Source organism: Curtobacterium sp. PsM8 (assembly GCF_030433875.1).
Taxonomy (GTDB): Bacteria; Actinomycetota; Actinomycetes; order Actinomycetales; family Microbacteriaceae; genus Curtobacterium.
In genome coordinates this window covers 1-16,308 of record NZ_JARUXD010000002.1, presented here as the reverse complement: position 1 = coordinate 16,308, position 16,308 = coordinate 1, and the positions used below count along the sequence as shown (strand labels likewise).

The 16,308-nt window shown below is 71.0% G+C and carries 18 protein-coding genes; 12 read left to right on the top strand and 6 right to left on the bottom strand.

Translation table 11 applies throughout. The features are described from left to right. Positions 1-85 precede the first annotated feature (85 nt). From QCD68_RS00495 to QCD68_RS00455, 9 genes are all read left to right on the top strand, one after another. On the top strand, positions 86-664 hold the full coding sequence (locus tag QCD68_RS00495) for a TetR/AcrR family transcriptional regulator (RefSeq protein WP_301221617.1): 579 nt from the start codon (positions 86-88) through the stop codon (positions 662-664). Positions 665-703: 39 nt separating this feature from the next. After that, the gene (locus QCD68_RS00490; protein WP_301221616.1) at positions 704-1,741 is read left to right on the top strand and encodes a zinc-binding dehydrogenase; all 1,038 of its coding nucleotides are present in this window, start codon (positions 704-706) and stop codon (positions 1,739-1,741) included. A 347-nt stretch (positions 1,742-2,088) separates the two neighbouring features. Further along, entirely contained in the window at positions 2,089-2,274 is a 186-nt protein-coding gene (locus QCD68_RS00485) for a hypothetical protein (RefSeq protein WP_301221615.1), read from the top strand. Further along, complete coding sequence (locus QCD68_RS00480; protein WP_301221614.1) at positions 2,271-2,726, top strand: hypothetical protein; 456 nt, start codon at positions 2,271-2,273, stop codon at positions 2,724-2,726. Before QCD68_RS00485 ends, QCD68_RS00480 begins: the two co-directional genes overlap by 4 nt. Positions 2,727-2,782: 56 nt before the next feature. After that, the gene (locus QCD68_RS00475) at positions 2,783-3,493 is read left to right on the top strand and encodes a GntR family transcriptional regulator (RefSeq protein WP_253465647.1); all 711 of its coding nucleotides are present in this window, start codon (positions 2,783-2,785) and stop codon (positions 3,491-3,493) included. Next, on the top strand, positions 3,490-4,530 hold the full coding sequence (locus QCD68_RS00470) for an ADP-ribosylglycohydrolase family protein (protein ID WP_301221613.1): 1,041 nt from the start codon (positions 3,490-3,492) through the stop codon (positions 4,528-4,530). The genes QCD68_RS00475 and QCD68_RS00470 overlap by 4 nt, the downstream gene beginning before the upstream one ends. An 89-nt stretch (positions 4,531-4,619) precedes the next feature. Continuing rightward, the gene (locus tag QCD68_RS00465; protein WP_253465641.1) at positions 4,620-6,128 is read left to right on the top strand and encodes a purine-cytosine permease family protein; all 1,509 of its coding nucleotides are present in this window, start codon (positions 4,620-4,622) and stop codon (positions 6,126-6,128) included. Further along, positions 6,125-7,045, top strand: coding sequence for a PfkB family carbohydrate kinase (locus tag QCD68_RS00460; RefSeq protein WP_253465639.1), 921 nt, complete (start codon positions 6,125-6,127; stop codon positions 7,043-7,045). Before QCD68_RS00465 ends, QCD68_RS00460 begins: the two co-directional genes overlap by 4 nt. A gap of 81 nt (positions 7,046-7,126) precedes the next feature. After that, a complete protein-coding gene (locus tag QCD68_RS00455; RefSeq protein WP_111074140.1) occupies positions 7,127-7,411 on the top strand; it encodes a hypothetical protein in 285 nt (94 codons plus the stop codon). A gap of 32 nt (positions 7,412-7,443) precedes the next feature. On the opposite strand, the gene QCD68_RS00450 is transcribed toward QCD68_RS00455, so the two are convergent. From QCD68_RS00450 to QCD68_RS00425, 6 genes are all read right to left on the bottom strand, one after another. Further along, a complete protein-coding gene (locus QCD68_RS00450) occupies positions 7,444-7,929 on the bottom strand; it encodes a hypothetical protein (protein ID WP_253465636.1) in 486 nt (161 codons plus the stop codon). A gap of 7 nt (positions 7,930-7,936) precedes the next feature. After that, positions 7,937-8,461, bottom strand: coding sequence for a hypothetical protein (locus tag QCD68_RS00445; protein ID WP_301221612.1), 525 nt, complete (start codon positions 8,459-8,461; stop codon positions 7,937-7,939). Beyond that, the gene (locus QCD68_RS00440) at positions 8,458-8,946 is read right to left on the bottom strand and encodes a hypothetical protein (protein ID WP_253465630.1); all 489 of its coding nucleotides are present in this window, start codon (positions 8,944-8,946) and stop codon (positions 8,458-8,460) included. The genes QCD68_RS00445 and QCD68_RS00440 overlap by 4 nt, the downstream gene beginning before the upstream one ends. Next, positions 8,943-9,341, bottom strand: coding sequence for a hypothetical protein (locus QCD68_RS00435; protein WP_253465628.1), 399 nt, complete (start codon positions 9,339-9,341; stop codon positions 8,943-8,945). The genes QCD68_RS00440 and QCD68_RS00435 overlap by 4 nt, the downstream gene beginning before the upstream one ends. Before the next feature lie 110 nt (positions 9,342-9,451). Beyond that, positions 9,452-11,416, bottom strand: a complete 1,965-nt coding sequence (locus QCD68_RS00430) for an alpha/beta hydrolase (RefSeq protein ID WP_253465625.1) — start codon at positions 11,414-11,416, stop codon at positions 9,452-9,454. A gap of 154 nt (positions 11,417-11,570) precedes the next feature. Continuing rightward, positions 11,571-12,029 carry a hypothetical protein gene (locus tag QCD68_RS00425; protein WP_301221611.1) on the bottom strand — a complete coding sequence of 153 codons (459 nt, stop codon included), beginning with the start codon at positions 12,027-12,029 and terminating at the stop codon, positions 11,571-11,573. Between the two features lie 234 nt (positions 12,030-12,263). Between QCD68_RS00425 and QCD68_RS00420 the strand changes: the two genes are divergently transcribed. From QCD68_RS00420 to QCD68_RS00410, 3 genes are all read left to right on the top strand, one after another. Continuing rightward, complete coding sequence (locus QCD68_RS00420) at positions 12,264-12,809, top strand: hypothetical protein (protein WP_301221610.1); 546 nt, start codon at positions 12,264-12,266, stop codon at positions 12,807-12,809. A gap of 214 nt (positions 12,810-13,023) precedes the next feature. Next, positions 13,024-14,076, top strand: coding sequence for a BLUF domain-containing protein (locus tag QCD68_RS00415; protein WP_301221609.1), 1,053 nt, complete (start codon positions 13,024-13,026; stop codon positions 14,074-14,076). Positions 14,077-14,422: 346 nt separating this feature from the next. Then, positions 14,423-16,189 (top strand): hypothetical protein, encoded by a 1,767-nt coding sequence (locus QCD68_RS00410; protein WP_301221608.1) that lies wholly within the window; start codon positions 14,423-14,425, stop codon positions 16,187-16,189. Positions 16,190-16,308 lie beyond the last annotated feature (119 nt).

Sequence of the window (16,308 nt, the reverse complement as noted above, 5' to 3'; positions counted from 1 at the left end):
TCCTCGTTCCTCGGTGCCAGCGTGATGACACGTGATGTCATCGTATGCCCTCATGGCACGTCGTGTCATCAGGTACGATCGACCGATGCGATGGGCTCCCGATGCACGAGGGCGACTCGAGCGCGCGGCCTTCGAACTCTTCGCCGAGCAGGGCTTCGCGGCCACGACCGTGCCGCAGATCACCGCACGTGCCGGTCTGACCACCCGGACGTTCTTCCGGCACTTCGCCGACAAGCGTGAGGTCGTCTTCGCCGGCGACGAGATCCCCACCACCGCCGCACGGCTCATCGCCGAGGCCCCGGCCGACGTCGAGCCGGTCGAGGTCATCCGCCGCGTGCTGCACCAGGTCGCCGCCGCCCGGTTCGACGACAACCACGCCCAGACCGCGGCCTGGCGTCGGATCGTCGAGAGCAACGACGAACTGCGCGACCGCGACGCCCGGAAGCGCGCCGACCTGGTGCGTGCCGCCCGGGGCGCCTTCGTCGAACGGGGCGAGACGCCGCTGCAGGCCGCCGTCCTGGCCGAGCTCGGCGTGCTCGTGTTCCAGGTGGCGTTGGACACCTGGGCCGGTGCAGAGCCGGAGTCCCGCTCGATGTCGGCGACGATCGACGAGGTCCTCGCCGCCCTGCCCCTCGCCGCCCTGCCCCTCGCCGCCCGGCCCTGATCGTCGGGCCCTGACTGCCCGGGTGGCAGGATCGGGCACATGCGCGCCGTCACCTTCGACTCCTTCTCCGCGACGCCTCTCGTCACCGACGTGCCGGAGCCCGCGTGCCCACCGCACGCCGCCGTGGTCCGGGTCGTCGCCACCGGCGTCTGCCGCAGCGACTGGCACGCCTGGCACGGTCACGACGACACCGTCGCGCTGCCGCACGTCCCCGGCCACGAGTTCGTCGGCGTCGTCGAACGCGTCGGCGACCAGGTCCGGCAGTGGCGGCCCGGCACCCGCGTGACCGCACCGTTCGTCAACGCGTGCGGCACCTGCCCGACGTGCATCGCCGGCCGCCAGAGCATCTGCCCGAACCAGACCCAGCCCGGCTTCGACCGGCCCGGGTCCTTCGCCGAACAGGTCGTCGTGCACCACGCCGACACCAACCTGGTCGCCGTGCCCGACGCCATCGACGACGCCACGGCCGCCGGGCTCGGCTGCCGCTTCGCCACCGCCTACCGGGCCGTCGTCAACCGTGCACGGACTGCGGCGGGGGAGCACGTGGTCGTCTTCGGCTGCGGGGGAGTCGGGCTGTCGGCGATCGTCGTCGCGGTCTCGCGCGGTGCCCGGGTCGTCGCGGTCGACGTCTCCGCCGAGGCACTCGCCCTCGCCCGCACCCTCGGCGCCACCACCACGGTCGATGCCCGGTCCGATGACGTCGACGAGCAGATCCGCGTCGCGACGGACGGCGGCGCCCACGTCGTCATCGAGGCACTCGGACGTGCCACCCTCGTCCGCCAGGGCATCGCCGCGCTCAGCCCGGGTGGTCGGCACGTGCAGGTCGGACTCCTGGCGGGGGCGGACGCCACCCCGCAGGTCGACCTCGGCCGGGTCATCGGACTCGAGCTCGAACTGCTCGGCAGCCACGGCATGTCCGCGCACGAGTACCCGGCGATGCTCGCCGAGATCGCCGACGGCCGGCTCGACCCTGCCCCGCTCGTCGGCCGGACCATCCCGCTCGACCAGGCGCCGGCGGCGCTCGAGGCGATGGACCGGCCGGCGACGTCGGCGGGGACGACGGTCGTCGTCCTGTAGTCGGCCCGAGGCGGACGGGAGGCACCGGACCAGCCGGGCACGGGCCTCCCGTCCGTCGAACCGTCGGCCGCGAGCATCTCGCCGGACCGCTGTCCGGGCAACGTGGTTACGATGCCGAGCATGGGGGTCGAATTCGACGACGCTGCAGCGGGGGCGCTGATCAGGGCGACGCGTTCTGCAGACGGTGCGTCCACCGGGCAGAGCGGTGCGCGGCGGTGACACCGTCACGGAGGGTCGTCGGACCCGCGGTCGCGGCCCTCGTGGTCGTGCTCCTCACCGGATGCGCACCCGGACCCGACGGACCGGCATCAGCCGGGTCGGCCAGCTCCGACGGAAACGAGCACGGCGTGAGCCATCGAGGCCCCGAACCCACCGCACGGTCCTCCGAGAACGGGATCAAGACCTGGGACCTGACGGTGCCGCCCTCGGCCGAGGCGTTCGGGATCGACACGGACGTCCCGGACGGCGCGCGGACCCGGGTCGGTGCGTACGGCTCGGAGGCCGGTGCGTGGGACCCGGTGCGGATCCCATGACCGCCAACAGCGGCGGAGTCCGTCCGCCCGTGCGCGGGCCCGACGGGGAGACCGCGGTCGCCGTGCCGGTTCGTCTCCACTGGCGTGTCCTCGCCTGGCTCACGCTCGTCGTCGACGTGCTGCTGGTGGGCCTGCCGTTCCCGATCCTGATGTTCGCCCAGGCCTCCGGTCTGTCCGCGCTCGCGAGCATCGCGTTCCCGATGCTCGTCTGGGGTCCGCTCGTGGCTGCCGTCGCCACGGTGGTCGCCCTGTGGGTGGTGCCCGCGCCGCGCGCGCCCGTGAACTCCGCCGGGATCGTGCTGGCCATCATCTCGGGGGGCGCCGGACTCCTCTGGCTCGGCGTGGGTGCGAGCTTCGGTGGTGCCTCGATCGCGTTCGGCCTGCTGCTGCTCGGGGTGACGGTGCTCCTCGTCGTGCTCGTCGTCGGTGATGGTCCGCATTCGCGTCGCTGACCGTTCGAGTTCGCACTGGCTGGCTGAACAGGTCTTGTACATGTAGTCTCCTGTCCATGCCGGTCTCATCGAAGCGACGCCTCGTCGCCGACGCCCTGCGCGACGCGATCGCCACGGGTCGGTACGCGCCGGGACAACGCCTGCCGGGCGAGCACGATCTCGCCGAGCGCTTCGCCGTCAGTCGTGGCACCGTGCGGGCAGCGCTCGCCGACCTGGCCGACGAGGAGTACATCGCCATCCACGGCGGCATCGGCTCGATCGTCACCTTCGACGGTGCCGCGCTCGACCCCCGCAGCGGGTGGGCTCGTTCGCTCGCCGCCACCGGTACCGAGATCGCCGTCCGGGTGCTGCGCATCGAGCGCGTCAGCCGACCCGGGCAGGCCGCCGAGCTCGGGCTCGACGACCCCGACTTCATCGCGGTCGACCGCGTCCGCCACGTGGTCGGTGGACCGGACGTGTCTCTCGAGCGCAGCCTGGTGCCGCCGTTCGGCAGACTGGCCCGCGCCGTCGACGAGGGGCTCGTCGACGACTCCCTCACCGCCACGATCGCCAGTGCCGGCCTGGTGCCCGCGCTCGCCGAGCAGTGGGTCGACCTCCAGCCCCTCACCGCAGACGAGGCGGCTTCCCTCCACAGGGCCGTTGGTGAACCGTTCCTCCACAGCCGACGGGTCTCCCGCACGGCCGACGGCATGTTCGTGGAGGCTGTCGACAGCCTGCTCGACCCGAGCCGGTTCCGCTTGCACATGAAGTTCGGGAGCGCGTCGTGACGACCACCGCCGAGTACGAGTACGAGCACGCGCTCGCGGCCTTCCGGGGGCTCGCAATCGGTGATGCCCTGGGCATGCCCACGCAGTCGATGTCCCTCGACCAGATCCGTGCCGACCACGGGGTGATCGACGGGTTCGTCGACGCCGGCCCCCACCAGCGGATCGCACACGGCATGCCCGCGGCGAGCATCACCGACGACACCGAGCAGGCCGTCCTCGTGGCGCAGCTGCTCGTGCAGGGCGGCGGACGACTCGACCCCGTCGACTTCGCCCAGGCGCTCATCGCCTGGGAGCGGACGATGGCGGCGAAGGGCTCGCTCGACCTCCTCGGGCCGAGCACCAAGACGGCCGTGCAACGGATCCTCGACGGGGTCCCGGCCTCCGAAGCCGGGTCGACGGGAACCACGAACGGTGCCGCGATGCGGATCACCCCGGTCGGCATCGCCACGCCCCTCGATGGGGTCGGTGAAACCGGATCAGGCGGTGTCGCGGCACTCGTCGACGCGGTGCAGGACGCCTCGCGGGTCACCCACGACACCGGCCTCGGCATCGCCGGCGCCAGCGCGATCGCCGCCGCGGTCTCCGCTGGCATCGACGGTGCGACCCGGTCCGAGGCACTCGACGTGGCGATCGCTGCCGCACGCCTCGGTGCGACCCGGGGGCACTGGGTTGCCGGCGCCTCGATCGCCGAGCGCACCGAGTGGGCACGGGGACACCTCGCCAGCGTGCCGGCCGACCAGCGGATCGACGCCGTCTCCGGGCTGATCGGCACGAGTGTCGCGTCGCAGGAGTCGGTCGTCGCGGCCCTCGCCCTCGTCGCCCTCGACCTCGACCCCTGGCAGACCGTCTGCACCGCGGCGAGCATCGGCGGCGACACCGACACCATCGCCGCCATGGCCGGAGCCGTCCTCGGCGCCGTGCACGGTGCTCCGGCCTGGTCCGACGACGCCGTGCACCAGGTCGAGACCGTCAACGACCTGCACCTCGACGAGCTCACCCAGCAGCTCCTCGTCCTCCGCGCCGCCGCCCGCCGGTAGCGCCCCACAGACCGCCGGGCGGCGGTGTCCCCCCTTCACCGTCGCCCGGCCTCACCCCTCGCACCCTTCCGATGACGTAAGAGGACCTGATGACCACCACCCCCACGGACACCGGCACCAAGTCCGGCACCCTCACCACGATCGAACAGCGCGGCATCGAGCCGGTCCCCGTCGCCGAACGCACCGGCACACCCGGCGCGCTGTTCTGGGTTTGGTTCGCCGCGAACATCTCGATCCTCGGGCTGCCCCTCGGCGCCACCCTCGTCGCGTTCCAGGGCCTCACCGTCTGGCAGGCACTGCTCGTCGCCGTCATCGGTGCCGCCGGCTCGTTCGCCGTCGTCGGGGTCATCTCGATCGCCGGTCGTCGCGGCGGAGCGCCCGGTCTGACGCTCAGTCGCGCGGTCTTCGGCGTGCGCGGCAACATCGGCCCGACCGCCGTCTCGCTCCTCAGCCGTCTGGGCTGGGAGACCGTGAACACCACCACGGCCGCGTTCGTGCTGCTCTCGCTGTTCACCATCCTGTTCGGCACCGACGGCGGCTCGAAGGCGCACCCGGTCGTCACCGTCGTCGCGATCCTGCTGTTCGTGGCCGCGACCGTGCTCATCTCCGGCCTCGGCCACGCGTTCATCGTCGCCGTGCAGAAGTGGGCGACGTGGGTCTTCGGTGCCCTCAACGTCTTCGTCGCCGTGTTCCTCGTCGCCCGCATCGACTGGGACGTCGTCGGTGCCCAGCCCGCCGGCCCCGTCGCCGCCATGGTGATCGGCATCGGCACCATCGCCGCCGGTACCGGCATCGGCTGGGCCACCGCCGGCGCCGACATCGCCCGCTACACCCGCACCAGTGTCCGCGCCGGCAAGCTCGTCGCCGCCAGCGCCGCGGGTGCCGGCATCCCGCTCGTCGTCCTGGTCGGGCTCGGCTCCCTGGTGTCCGCCGGCGACCCGACCCTCGCCCAGGCCGGTGACCCGGTCGCCGCGATCCGCGACATGCTGCCCAGCTGGATGGCCGTGCCGTACCTGATCGCGGCGTTCGGCGGGCTCCTGCTGTCGAACCACCTGTCGGTGTACTCGGCGAGCCTCACCACGCTGACCCTCGGCGTGAAGGTGCCGCGGGTGTGGGCCGTCGCGGTCGACGTCGTCATCACCACGCTCGGCGCCATGTACTTCATGCTCGTCGCCGACGGTTTCTACGCCCCGTTCATCACGTTCATCTCGGTGCTCGCCGTCCCGATCACCGCCTGGCTCGGGGTCTTCATCGCCGACATGCTCCGCCGCACCTGGTACGACCCGAGCGCGCTCCTCGACCTGCGCCGCGGTGGCCGCTACTGGTACGCGGGCGGCATCGCCTGGCGTGCCGTGACCGCCTGGGTCGTCGCGATCGTCGTCGGCTTCCTGTTCACCAACGTCCAGGTGGGCGACGCCGACCCGGTGTTCGTCGGCGCGTTCTCGGACACCTGGATCGGCGCGAACGGCCTCGGCTGGGTCGTCACCTTCATCGTCGCCGCAGCGGTCTACCTGCTCACCGGCGGCCCCCGCGGCACCCTGCACGAGCAGCCCGACCAGTCCGCGCCGCTCCCGCGCACCGAGCACACGATCCGATGAGCCGCCTCGTCTCCGTCGGCAACGTCATCGTCGACATCGTGATGCGCATCGGTGCCCTGCCGGAGCCCGGCGGCGACGTCATCGCCGACGGCTCGGAGATCACGGCCGGCGGTGGCCTCAACACGATGGTCGCCGCCCGTCGCGACGGCATGGACGTCGTCTTCGCCGGGCAGTACGGCACCGGCCCGTTCGGCGACGTCGTCCGCCAGGCGCTCGAGGAGTCCGGGGTCACCGTCGTGCAGCCCGGGCTCGCGGACGTCGACAGCGGCTACTGCGTGGCCCTCGTCGACGCCACCACCGAACGCACCTTCATCACGAGCGTCGGCGCGGAAGGGCAGCTCACCCGGGCCGACCTGGACCGTGTCGAACTGCTCGACGACGACATCGTGTTCGTCTCCGGCTACGGCCTGGCGCACCCGGTCAACGGTGCGGCCATCGCCGGCTGGCTCGGCACGGTGCCGTCGTCCGTCCGCGTGGTGTTCGACCCGTCACCCCTCGTCGACACCCTGCCGGCAGCCGTCCTGGACATAGTGTCCGCCCGCTCCGACGTGGTCAGCGCCAACAGCCGGGAGGCCCGCCTGCTGTCCCCGACGTCGGCCACCCTCGCCGAGGCTGCCGCCGCCATCGCCGCGGCAGCGCGGGGCACCGCCCTGGTGCGGGACGGTGCCGACGGCTGCTGGGTGGTCGAGTCCGGCAGCGAACCGGTCCTGGTCCCCGGGTTTCCCGTCGCCGCGGTCGACACCAACGGGGCGGGTGACGCACACGACGGCGTACTGGCGGCGGCGCTGGGTCGTGGGACGAGCCTCCAGGACGCCGTCCGCCGGGCCAACGCGGCGGCAGCACTCGCGGTGACCCGGCCCGGACCGGCGACCGCTCCGACGGCGGACGAGACGGACGCGCTGCTCGCCGGGGCGTGAACCGTGAGCGGAAGTGCGAGCAACTGGTTGCACTACCGGACCCCTGGCAGGCGGCATAGTGTGCACGGAGGGAGGGTCACCATGGACGAACGAACCGTACGCAACCGGTACACCCAGCTGCCCCCGACCGTGGACCCGGCCGCCTTCGTGGTCGAGGTCCCGGCGTTCGAGGACGACCGACCCGCTCCACCACCGATCCCGCCCGCCGCTGCGCCGGAACTGGTCGCGGCCACGGAGTTCGCCCGCGGCGCCGGCGGCCCCCGGACGATCCGACGGACGCAGATCCCGGCCGCGCTGGTGATCGCCGGCGTGCCGATCGGTGCCGTCATCGTCATCGCCGCAGTGCAGATCCTGTTCATGCGCTGACCACCCGCATCGTGGGACGGACGCGCCCCGCCTCAGTCGGAGAGGTCGAGGGCGTCGCCGGGAGCGCACTTCGAGGCACCGGTGATCCGGTAGCCGCCGTAGTACGACACGTACCCGATCGACGTGACGGGGCCGCCGAATCCCCGGAGCCCGACGGTCGGGTTCTCCCCCTTCGTCGAGAACCGCTCGACGGCGATGCCCGCGCGTTGCCACGATCCCTCGAGCTTCCGCATGTCGGCGGCGACGTCGTCGTCCGCGCTCTTCGGACGCTCCACGATGTAGACGTACCGGACGTGCTCCTCGTCATGGTCGCTGCACGATTCCACGTCAGGCCCGCGGTAGACCCGCCAGTCGCCGCCGATGTCCGACGTTGCGAGCGTCACGGAGTGGACGATCTCCTTCTTCACGACCGATGGCCGCGCGTCGGTCTGTCCGGCACTGCAGCCGGACAGGGCGACCACGGCCAGCACCACGACGAGTGCGCCACGAAGTCCTCGTGCGCGATTCCCCACGGTCACCGCGCGGTCACTCGTCCTCGAGCAGGTCGCGCACGTCACCGTCAGCGCATCTTGAGACCGCGGTGATGCTGTACCGCTCCGGGTACGCGTTGAAGGCGATCGTCAAGATCGGACCCCCCTTTCCCCGCATCCCCAGGAGGGGGTCCGCCCCGCCGCTCTTGTACGCCGTGGTGGCGATCCCCTCGCCGTCCCAGAACTCTGCCATGGCTTTCACGTCGTCGTCCGGCTCGTCACCGGTCGAGCCGGACCGTTCCATGATGTAGACGTAACGAGCTTTGTCTTCCACACCGTCCCCGCACCCTTCGATGGAGGGGCCGCTGTAGACCTTCCAGTTCCCGCCGACAGCGGCGGCCGAGCGCTCGACGACATCGACCACGGACTTCCGCACGGTTGCTGGTTCGCGGCCGCTGTCGCCTGAGGTGCTGCTGGCGCTGCAGCCCGCCAGCGTGCCCAGGCAGAGCAACGCCCCGATCGCTGCCACGGCTGCCCGTCGAGCATCCACGAGTGGTCTCCTGTTCGTCATGCCGGTCACTCCGACTTGCGTAGTTCGCTCACGTTCCCGTCAGCGCACTGGGACACCCCGGTGATGCTGTAGCCCTTCGGGAAGGCGTCGAAGCCGATGGACGTCGTCGGGCCGCCGGATCCGCGGACGCCGAGCAGTGGGTCCGCACCGCCGCTCTCGTAGTCGGAGACCTCGATACCGTCGCCCTTCCACAGCGCCTTGATCTCGTCGAGGTCCGCGGTCGGGTCGCCGCCAGGTCGGTCGACACGGTCCATGATGTACACGTAGCGCGCGCTGTCAGAAGCGCCGTCGCCGCAGGCTTCCACCGACGGACCGCTGTACACCTCCCACTTGCCGCCGATCGCAGCGGTGGAGCGCTCGACGAGATCGACGATGGACTTCTCGACGGTCGACGGCTGTCGCCTGGTCCCGCCGGAGTCGCTGCTCCCACAGCTGGTGAGGAGGAGCGTGACGGCAGCACCCGTGGCGACCGCGCAGATGACGCGTGTCCTCACTCCGCCTGGCGCAGTTCCGCGACGTCACCGTCGGAGCACTTCGAGACTCCGCTGATCGTGTAGCCCTGCGGGTACGCGTTGAACCCCACGGAGGTGACGGGACCGTCCACCCCGTTGATGCCGGTGAGGGGGTCAGCGCTCCCGCTCTCGAAGCGCTCGGTCGTGATCCCCTTGCTCTTCCAGAGATCCTCCACCTTGCGGATGTCGGCAGCCGGAGCGGCACCGTCCGCGCCGGCGCGCTCGAGGATGTACACGAAACGTGCACCCTCACCGCCACCGGGCTGCTCGCAGGCCTCAGCAGAGGGACCTCGGTAGAGCGTCCATTCGCCACCGACGACGTCGGTCGACTCCTTCACGAGGTCGACGACGGACTTCTTCGCATCCGACGGTTTCACTGTGCTGCCTCCGGGGCTGTCGCTACAACTGGTCATGGTCAGGCCCGCCGTCAGGACGAGAGCGACGCCGATGCTCGTCCTGACGGGGCCGTGGCTTCCTCGATGCACCATCACAGTGTCCACTGCGGCGTCTCCAGGATGGACCTCTGGTACTGGGTCGGGCCCTTCGGCGGGTCGGACGTGATGTCGTCGGGGTGCCCGGTCGTGGCGAAGCCGACGTTCCGCAGGGACTCGGTGCCCAGATCGAGGTACCCCCGGCCGTTGCCCGTGTGCGTGCCGTGGTCCTCCACCGGGTTCACGTCGCCCCCGTCCGTCACGATCCCGTCGGTACCGAACGGTGTGGCTCCGAAGTCGGGGTCGATCGGGTTCTGGCTGTGTTCTGGACTGAGGCGCCCCGTCCACGCCCACTGGTCGCCCTTCTCCGGCTCGATCAGCCACACGTCCTGCGCCTGTCCGGCGTAGACGTCGTCGACGTGCAGATCGGTCGCCTGGTCGATCTCGTTCGGCAGGCCGGCGGACCCGACGGTCGTGAGCGTGTTCACGTGGACGTCGCTCTGGGTCAGCGCGTAGGCCGAGGCGGTCGTCCCGTAGGAGTGCGCGACGATGTTCGTCGTCGGTACATCGCCCGAGCGCACGGCGTCCAGGCCTCGGATGGAGTCCGCGAGGTTGTCGCCGCCCTTCTGGGCGTACTCGCTGCCGAGGACGCCGAAGTCCAGTTCCCCCGAGATGACCGGCTGCGGCGGGGTGTCGTAGCCCATCCAGCTGATGACGGCTCGATCGTCGGGACCGATGTCCTTCTGCTGGTCGTAGATGTTCTGCGCCGAGTCCGTCCAGCCGACCATGCCCGTCGTGTCCGAACCCATGCCGGGCACGGCCCAGGTGACGTTGTCGGCGGTGTCGAGATCGCCGATGGAGACCGCTGCGAGCGGTGGGGCGTCGTCGGTGAGGGAGACGATGAACCGCTCTCCGGCCTTGCTGTCCCCCTGGAACTTGCTGGCGGTCTTGATCGCCTGGAGCGCTTCGAGGTTCGTCGACGCCTTCCCCCACGAGGCCCCGTTGTCGTAGGCGATCGTGTTGCGCAGGGACTCGACCTCCTGCTCGGCGGCGGTGATGCGGGCGTCGAGCACCGCGCGGTTGGCGGTGTCCCGCGCCCAGTAGTCGACCCCTTCGAGGTTCCCGATGCGGCTGAGTACCGGGATCGGGAGGGCTGTGAGGTCACGCTGGTCCGCCTTCGAGTACCCGAGCGCCGCCCAGCGCTCGGCGACCTGCGCGGGGGTGAGGTCCGGGTCGAGCAGCTCCGTGATCGCCGCCGGCAACTCCGCAGCGGCCGAGACGTCGAGCGTCGCGTTCGAGATCGACCCCTGACTGCCCGCCCGTTCGAACGCGTCGGCGATCCGATCGGCCCAGGCAGCGTCCTCGCCGTTCTCCTCGAGCAACCGGTCGAAGCCGATGAAGAAGGTCGCGGACGAGACACGCACCCACCCGCACGAGCCCGTGAAGCCGTTCCACGCGTTGCGCAGCGTCGTCTGCTTCTCCGTCGTCGCCAGGTCGAGAGCCCGGTAGTCCGTCGCGAAGGACCGCAGGTGGTCCGGGTCGGCTGAGCTCTTCCCGCCGGACGTCCCGCTGCCGGTCCGTGTCCGAGACCGCGCCGAGAACGCTGCCGAGATGCTCGGCGGCGCGATCGGTGTCTCGGACGGCTTGAAGTCGAAGCCCAGTGCGGGCGGGGGCTCGAAGAACGTGGTCGGGGACTCGGCAGCCTTGCGGTCCCGTTCGTCCTGTCGGACCTGCCACGCGGCCAGGTCCTCCTGCCGCTCACGTTCGCGCTTCGCGGCCGCGGTCGCCGCGGTCACCTGGTCGCTCAGGTCGTCGAGCACGGTCGCGAGCTTCGGCCGGTCCGCCGCTTCGATCTGCGCCGACTCCTCGAAGCGTGTGGCGTAGGCGCCCGAGAAGTCGTCGGTGCCCTTCTCGACCGCGGCCCGGCGTCCGGTGCCCTGCCCGCGCAGCTGTTCGGCAGCGGCGTCTGCCGCGCGCACGAGCGCGTCGGCGGACGCTTCGTCGTACTGGATGTCCCCCACGATGTCTTCCCCCCTGCGCACCCTCACAGGCGTGCTCGTCCGACTGTACCCACCGTGCCGCTCGTTGCCCATGGTCGAGTTCCCGGCGCGACCGAGCGGCTGGCCATTTGGCCTGATCGGGTCCGTTGCGGCTGAACGGACGGCTACCTCTCCGTCACTCCTGCTCGCGGAGCTCGCGCAGATCGCCTGGCGCACAAGTCGAAGTGCCGGTGATCGTGGAGCCCCCCGGGAGCGCATCGAAGCCGATCGTCGTGACTCGACCGCCCTTGCCGCGGACACCGAGGAACGGGTCGGAACCGCCACTCCGGTAGTCGACGGTTCGGAGTCCTTCGTCTCGCCAAAGCTCTTTGAGCTTCCGGATGTCGCTACCCGGAGCTGCCGCACCATTCGCCAGACGTTCCATGATGTAGGAATAACGCACCTCGTCGGATGCGTCCTCGCCGCAGATCTCCACTGCAGGACCGCTGTAGACCTGCCAGTCGCCGCCGATCGCGTCGGCTGACCGCTCGACGATGTCGACGATGGACTTCTTCGCCTGTGACGGCGTCATGTCCTTCCCTGCGGGTGGGCTGCTGCAACTGGTCAAGGCCATGATCGCGATGATTCCGATCATGAAGAACGAAGTGCTTCGCTGAGGGCTGGGAATCGGCCGCACGGTCAACCCCACCTCATCAACAGTCGTCCCAAGGTGTCCCCCACGATGTCTTCCCCCATCTGTGCGCCCGCCCCGGAGACGCACGTTCGACTGTACCGATCCTCTCGATCGGGGCGCACTGCCGACCGCCTGCTCGGGGCCGGTGGCTACTGTGTTGGACGTGCTTCCGGGCGCACCGGGGGAGGCACGGGGATGCAGCAGGCGGCGACCGCCACGAAGGGGCGCCGGACGCCCGAGGCCGGCCGCGTCCGCCCCCGCAGCGTCGGTGCGGCATCGATCGTCGCGCTGACGCTGGCCCTCACCGCCTGTACCGGCAGCGGGCACGTGCAGCCCGAAGCAGCCGAGGAGTCGATCGTCAGCGTCGTGGACGACACGACAGCGACGATCGGCGGCCACTGGAAGGTCTACAGCGAACCGACCGCTGAGTCCTGCACCGAAGCAGCCGACGACGGCCTGACCTACACGTACATCCTCATGCAGGACGCACCGCCGACCGATCCGGCGAAGGCCGTCGCAGCGGTCGAGCAGCTGTGGAAGGACAGGGGCATCACGACCGAGCGGTACCGGACGGGAGCCGCGGACCCGATCCTCGGCATCCGCGGACGTGGCGGCCCCGCGACGTCGATGGACTTCCTCGCCGACGCGCGACGTTTCAGCGTCGTCGGCGTCTCCGAGTGCGCCGAGGGCAGCGCGGTCGAGGAACGGAGACGGCAGAGCACGTCGTCCCCGACACCCTGACCCAGCCGGAGACACGGACAGCGCTGACCCGGTGACACGGTGACCCGATGCCGGACGGGAGGCGCGGCCCGACCCCGCACCGCGCCTCCCGTCCGGCGGTCCCGCCGCCACCGCGCCCACGCGACCCGAACACGGGGCTGGTGCCGCAGCCCGCGGAGCGCTTGACTCGTTCCGGGGGCACACCGCCCCCTTCCTCGACACAGGGAGGCCGGCGATGCGCTCGCTCGTCTACACCAGCACGCAGACCCGGCCGATCTCGGACTCGGAGCTCGCGCAGATCCTGGCCGTCGGCCGCGAGAAGAACACGCGCATGGGCGTCACCGGCATGCTCGCCCACCGGGACGCCAACTGCATCGGGATCATCGAGGGCGAGGACGACGTCGTCCACGAGCGCCTCGAGCAGATCCGCCTCGACCCGCGGCACACCAACGTCCGGGTGCTCTGCGACGACCCGGTGCAGCAGCGCTCGTTCCCGGACTGGTCGATGGCGTTCCAGCCCCTCGACCCGCTGATGCGCGAGGTCCCCGGCTTCAGCGACCTGTTCGACACGCAGCGTCCGACCGACGCGGAGGCCGGCGCCTCCCGGGCCCGCGCGCTGCTGGAGTGGTTCCGCAAGCACCCGCTCGCACCGCTGACGAGCCAGGACTCGGCAGACGCCGAAGCACCGCGCACCCGGGTCCTGAACGGTGCGATCGCGGTGCTGCACGACGCCGGCACGGTCGCGTTCTCGACCCAGGCGGTCGCCGAGCGGTGCGGCATGCGCGTCGCCGAGGTCGAGGGGCTCTTCCCGAACCGGCACGCCCTGCTGGCCGCGACCGTCGAACGCTGGAGCCTCGCCGTGTCGGCACCGCTCCTGCCGATGATCACCGAGCGCGGCACGGTCGCGTTCCTGCACGCGCTGCTCGCCGCCCACGTCGAGGAGCCGGGCCTGATGCGCCTGCTCGCCTCGATCCTCGGCGCCGCCACCGACCCGACCGTCGACGGTGCCGACTACTACCGGTCGGCGTACCTCCAGTTCCGGCAGACGATCCGGACGGCGCTCGCCGTGGACGTCCGCGACGGTCGCGAGCCGGCCACGATGGACCCGGAGCGGGGCGCGCAGCAGCTGTTGGCGCTCTACGACGGGCTCCGGCTGCAGGCGCTGCTCACGCCGGACACGGACCCGGTCGACGCGTTCGACCGCGCGGCTGCCCGGATGCGCCGCGGCTGGTCCGAGCAGTACGAGCAGCCGACGTACTGGGACATCCCGGTCGCCCCGTCCCGCTGAACGGAGCGCGCTGAACGGACCGCGCTGAGCGGACCGCGCCGCGCCCCCGTTGCTCCGCCCCGACCAACCGGTCTAGCCGTGGAGTGGGGGCGGTGGAGCGCTCCCGGTTCCGCCATGATGGTCCCCAGGGCGTGGACCGGGTATCTGCGCCCTGCTCTCTCACCCAGGGTGGTGAGCCGGCCGTCTGGTCGCCTTCGGGTGGTGATCAGGCGGCCGAACGCATTCCCCCGGACCGGCACTTGTCCGCCGTTCGTGGGACTGCGGAGCGTGCCCGACCAGGTCTAGCGTCGCGACCGTGCGGCAACGACGCCGCACCGGTCATGAATCGAGCATCATGCAACGACGGATGAGAAGTCTCGTCGCCCTCGCCGTGAGCGCCGGCGTCGTGGGGGCGCTGGTCCCGGCGATGTCGGCCCAGGCGGTCACGACGAGCGACACCCCGGACTTCGGCAGCAACGTGAAGGTCTACAGCCCCTCGACACCGACGTCGACCATCCAGGCCGACGTCGACGCCGCGTTCAACGCCCAGCTCCGCAGCCCGACTGCGCAGTTCGGCACACAGCGGTCGACGTTCCTGTTCAAGCCGGGCAACTACGGCCGGGTGTGGGCGAACCTGGGGTTCTACACCTCGGTCGCCGGCCTCGGCAAGAACCCGGACGACGTCACGATCAACGGTGCGGTCAACGTCGACTCCGGGTGGAACGCCGGTGACGAGTCGAACGCCACGCAGAACTTCTGGCGCTCGGTCGAGAACCTGGCGATCGTGCCCGAGGGCGGGACCGACCGCTGGGCGGTGTCGCAGGCAGCGCCGATGCGCCGCGTGCACATCAAGGGCAACCTGACGATGGGGCCGTCGAACCAGGACGGCGGTCAGGGCTACTCGTCGGGCGGCTACATCGCGGACAGCAAGGTCGACGGCACGGTCACGTCGGGCTCGCAGCAGCAGTGGTACACCCGCAACTCCACGCTCGGGTCGTGGCAGGGCGGCAACTGGAACATGACGTTCTCGGGCGTGCAGGGTGCTCCGGCGAACGACTTCTCGAAGAGCTACACGACGCTCGCCACCACACCGACGACCCGCGAGAAGCCGTACCTGTACATCGACTCGTCGAACAAGTACCACGTCTTCGTCCCGTCGCTCAAGCAGAACTCGAGCGGTGTCACCTGGCCGAACACCGGCGGCACTGACCTGCCGATGCGGAACTTCTACGTGGCGCACCCGGGTGACTCCGCGGCGACGATCAACAGCGCGCTGGCGCAGGGCCTCAACCTGTTCTTCACGCCCGGCACGTACCAGCTCAACGCCGCACTGAACGTCACCCGGCCGGACACCGTCGTCACGGGCATCGGCTTCCCGACGCTCGTGCCGACGGCCGGCAACGCCGTGCTGACCTCGTCCGACGTCGCCGGCGTGAACGTGTCGAACCTCGTGGTCGACGCGGGCTCGCAGAACAGCGCACAGCTGCTCCGTCTCGGCACCAGTGGGTCGCACGTCGACCACGCTGCTGACCCGCAGAGCATCCAGGACGTGTTCTTCCGCGTCGGTTCGAGCATCCAGGGCCGGGCGACGACGACGCTGCAGGTGAACGCCGACGACACCCTCGTCGACCACATCTGGGCCTGGCGCGCCGACCACGGCGGTGCGGCCACGGGCTGGACGGTCAACACCGGAGCGACCGGGGTCGAGGTGAACGGCAACGACGTCCTGGCCACCGGACTCTTCGTCGAGCACTACCAGAAGTACGAAGTGCAGTGGAACGGCAACAACGGCAAGACGATCTTCTTCCAGAACGAGATGCCGTACGACGTGCCGGACAACGCCTCGTGGCAGAGTCCGACCGGCGCCGGGTACGCCGCCTACAAGGTCGCGTCGTCGGTCACGACGCACGAGATCTGGGGCGGCGGTGTCTACTGCTTCTTCAACACGAACAAGTCGGTGCACGCCGACCGCGCGTTCGAGGTCCCGCAGACGGCCGGCGTGAAGGCACACGGGCTGGTCACGGTGTCCCTCGGTGACACCGGCACCATCTCGAGCGTCATCAACGGTGTCGGCGGTGCCGTCCCGACCCCGGCGGGCAACACCGCGCCGAACCGGGTGGCCAGCTACAACTGACCGCGGTCGCGACGCGACCACCTGACCGGCGGGGGGGGCCCGGGCCGCCGGGGGCCCGGCGCCCCGGCCGGAGGGGGGGGCGGGGGCCCCCCGCCCCCCCCCGCCCCCGCGCGGGGGGG

Coding starts and splice junctions, on each gene's coding strand:
- QCD68_RS00490 (WP_301221616.1), top strand. CDS start 704: ATGCGCGCCGTCACCTTCGACTCCTTCTCCGCGACGCCTCTCGTCACC.
- QCD68_RS00460 (WP_253465639.1), top strand. CDS start 6,125: ATGAGCCGCCTCGTCTCCGTCGGCAACGTCATCGTCGACATCGTGATG.
- QCD68_RS00455 (WP_111074140.1), top strand. CDS start 7,127: ATGGACGAACGAACCGTACGCAACCGGTACACCCAGCTGCCCCCGACC.
- QCD68_RS00465 (WP_253465641.1), top strand. CDS start 4,620: ATGACCACCACCCCCACGGACACCGGCACCAAGTCCGGCACCCTCACC.
- QCD68_RS00480 (WP_301221614.1), top strand. CDS start 2,271: ATGACCGCCAACAGCGGCGGAGTCCGTCCGCCCGTGCGCGGGCCCGAC.
- QCD68_RS00415 (WP_301221609.1), top strand. CDS start 13,024: ATGCGCTCGCTCGTCTACACCAGCACGCAGACCCGGCCGATCTCGGAC.
- QCD68_RS00410 (WP_301221608.1), top strand. CDS start 14,423: ATGAGAAGTCTCGTCGCCCTCGCCGTGAGCGCCGGCGTCGTGGGGGCG.
- QCD68_RS00495 (WP_301221617.1), top strand. CDS start 86: ATGCGATGGGCTCCCGATGCACGAGGGCGACTCGAGCGCGCGGCCTTC.
- QCD68_RS00420 (WP_301221610.1), top strand. CDS start 12,264: ATGCAGCAGGCGGCGACCGCCACGAAGGGGCGCCGGACGCCCGAGGCC.
- QCD68_RS00425 (WP_301221611.1), bottom strand. CDS start 12,029: ATGATCGGAATCATCGCGATCATGGCCTTGACCAGTTGCAGCAGCCCA.
- QCD68_RS00475 (WP_253465647.1), top strand. CDS start 2,783: ATGCCGGTCTCATCGAAGCGACGCCTCGTCGCCGACGCCCTGCGCGAC.